Source organism: uncultured Thermomonas sp., from assembly GCF_937872235.1.
In the GTDB taxonomy this organism is placed as follows: Bacteria; Pseudomonadota; Gammaproteobacteria; order Xanthomonadales; family Xanthomonadaceae; genus Thermomonas; species Thermomonas beijingensis.
The window spans coordinates 1-2,673 of record NZ_CALMPC010000065.1; the positions used below are offsets into that span (position 1 = coordinate 1).

The window sequence follows — 2,673 nt, forward strand, 5'->3', positions numbered from 1 at the left end:
CGGCCTCCAACCACAGATCCAGGCAGCGCTTGATGCGGTCGGCATCCACCAAAATCGGTTCCACCGCCAGGTTGGTGTGGAACTTGAGTTCCTCCAACGCCTGGTTGTTGGTGGGGTCTGATGTGCCCACGAACAGGCGGTTACCGCGCTTGTACAGCGGCAACACCTGATGCTTGCGCAGCAAGTCTTCCTTGACCAAAGTGATCGCGGATTGGGCCGGATCCAGCGCCAGTGCATCCACAATCGGCATGCCGAATTCCACCGAATTGGCGGCCGCCAACGCTGCTGGCGATGCCAGCCGGTGTTGCACCAGATACGCCGCCAGTGGTGACTTCTCGGCAGTGGCGGCGTCCATCGCCTTGCGCGCCACCGCCTCGTCCAGCGCGCCGTCCATGACCAGACGTCGGGCGATGCCGGTGATACCCATCAGATTGGCGGCAGGTGCAGTACTCATTGGTGTGGATCTCCCCGGGAACGCGGTGACTTTAGCGCAAAAGAGTACGCAGGCAAAAACGAATGACCGTTGGGATGGAGCCTTGGGTGGCGGCAAGCCATCAGCGGCTTTCCCTGCGGCGATGTTCGGGCTACCTTTGGCAAATGGGGAACGCCACGCCACTCAGCATCATCCTGCCTGCCAAGAACGAAGCCGATGGTCTGCGGCAAACGCTGCCGGCACTTCGCTCACGGTTTTCCGATGCTGAAATCATCGTTGTCGATGATGGTTCCACCGATGCCACTGCAGTCGTTGCCACCGAGCACGGCGCACGGGTGCTGTCCTCGCCCTATTCCATGGGCAATGGCGCAGCAGTCAAACGCGGCGCACGTGCGGCAAGTGGCGGAATTCTCGTTTTCATGGACGCCGACGGCCAGCACGGCGCAGAACACGTTGCCGCGCTGCTGGCCAAGCTCGATGAAGGCTACGACATGGTGGTGGGTGCGCGTGATGCCAGCGGGCAAGCCAATTTTTCGCGTGGGCTTGCCAATGGTTTTTACAATCGCCTGGCTAGCTGGATGACCGGGCACAAGATTCTTGATCTCACCTCGGGCTTTCGCGCCGTCCGTGCAGACAAGTTCAAGGAATTCCTGCATCTGTTGCCCAATGGGTTTTCCTATCCCACCACCAGCACCATGGCGTTTTTCCGCAGCGCCTACCCGGTGGCCTATGTGCCGATCCCGGTGGCTAAACGCGTGGGCACCAACAGCCATATCCGCCCACTTAAAGACGGTGTGCGTTTCCTGCTGATTATCTTCAAAATTGCCAGCTTGTATTCGCCATTGAAGTTATTTATCCCAACGGCGGTGGTGTTTTTTCTCACCGGGTTAGGGTGGTATGGCTGGACTTTTTATGAAGGCGGTCGCTTTACAAATATGAGTATGTTGTTGTTTAGTGCGGCGGTGATTGTGTTTTTGATTGGGTTGATTTCCGAGCAAATAACGAACCTCACGTATCGACGCGATGGTTGAGCGTCGTCCACGCATCCTCCACATCACCCGCAACTTGCCACCCTTGGTGGGTGGGATGGAAAGGCTCAACTGGCATATTGCCAATACGTTGTCGGAGTGGGCTGACGTCGATGTCGTTGGGCCACAAGGTGCCGCATCGCTCAAACCCACGTCTGTTGCGCTGGCTGAGGTTCCGCTGCGCCCGTTATGGCGATTCTTGTTGGCCTCGGCATGGCGTGCGCTGTGGCTGGCACGCACGCGCAAGCCGAATCTGGTTCTGGCCGGCAGCGGCCTGACCGCGCCTGCGGCATGGCTGGCAGCGCGTGCCTGCGGCGCGCGTGCAGCGGTGTATGTACATGGGCTGGATGTGGCGGTGCGCCACCCCATGTATCGCGCCATTTGGCATCCGATCCTGCGACGGATGGACATTGTGATTGCCAACAGCCAGCCCACGGAAGATTTGGTGCGGGCCTTGGGTGTGGCGGAACACAAGGTTTGCATTGTGCATCCCGGCGTCAGTTTGCTTTCCTCGCCACAGCCACCGGAAGACTTGCATGACTTCCGCGATTGGCATGCGTTGGGCGATGCGCGCTTACTGCTGTCGATTGGACGGCTGACAACGCGCAAAGGGCTGCGCGAATTCGTGCAAAACGCATTGCCCGAGATCGTCAAACAGGCATCCGATACGCTCCTTGTGATTATTGGCGAAGCACCCAGTAATGCATTGCTGGCCGGCGTGCAGCCCCGTGACAGCATTCAGGCGGTGGCCGATACTGCGGGCATTGGAAGTCATGTGCGTTTCCTTGGCGTGATCACCGACCCCCACGCACTGGCCTGCGCTTACGAAAGTGCTGCCGTCCACGTGTTCCCGGTGCGCGAAATTCCGGGCGATCCCGAAGGCTTTGGCATGGTGGCTATCGAGGCGGCAGCCCACGGCCTACCCACCGTGGCCTTTGCCACCGGCGGGATTGTGGATGCCGTGGCCGAAGGTCGGTCCGGGCGGCTGGTGCCCCCCGGTGACTACGCATCACTCAGTGGTGCCGTGTTGCAGGTGCTGGCGGCTGGGGATGGCGCAAGCCGGGCGGGCGCGCAGCAGTTTGCCAGTGGCTTTGCTTGGCCGCTGTTTGGGGAGAAGTTGCGGGCGGCATTGGAGTAAGTTGGGCATGATTCGGCGGCACACAAAGTGTCCTTAGGGTAATGCTTTGTCTTGAATTAAGGACAATATGTAGC

2 protein-coding genes and 1 pseudogene are annotated in these 2,673 nt (G+C 59.7%); 2 read left to right on the forward strand and 1 reads right to left on the reverse strand.

Annotated elements, in window-relative coordinates; translation table 11 throughout:
• A pseudogene (locus QWB57_RS05745) lies at positions 1–427 on the reverse strand (type IV-A pilus assembly ATPase PilB); the annotation flags it as partial.
• A gap of 170 nt (positions 428–597) precedes the next feature.
• On the opposite strand from QWB57_RS05745, the gene QWB57_RS05750 reads away from it, so the two are divergent.
• Complete coding sequence (locus QWB57_RS05750; protein WP_288968709.1) at positions 598–1,464, forward strand: glycosyltransferase family 2 protein; 867 nt, start codon at positions 598–600, stop codon at positions 1,462–1,464.
• Complete coding sequence (locus tag QWB57_RS05755; protein WP_288968711.1) at positions 1,457–2,599, forward strand: glycosyltransferase family 4 protein; 1,143 nt, start codon at positions 1,457–1,459, stop codon at positions 2,597–2,599. Before QWB57_RS05750 ends, QWB57_RS05755 begins: the two co-directional genes overlap by 8 nt.
• The last annotated feature ends 74 nt before the right edge of the window (positions 2,600–2,673 follow it).

Bases quoted from the DNA above. Each gene is read 5' to 3' on its own strand.
- QWB57_RS05750 (WP_288968709.1), top strand. From the start codon at position 598: ATGGGGAACGCCACGCCACTCAGCATCATCCTGCCTGCCAAGAACGAA.
- QWB57_RS05755 (WP_288968711.1), top strand. From the start codon at position 1,457: ATGGTTGAGCGTCGTCCACGCATCCTCCACATCACCCGCAACTTGCCA.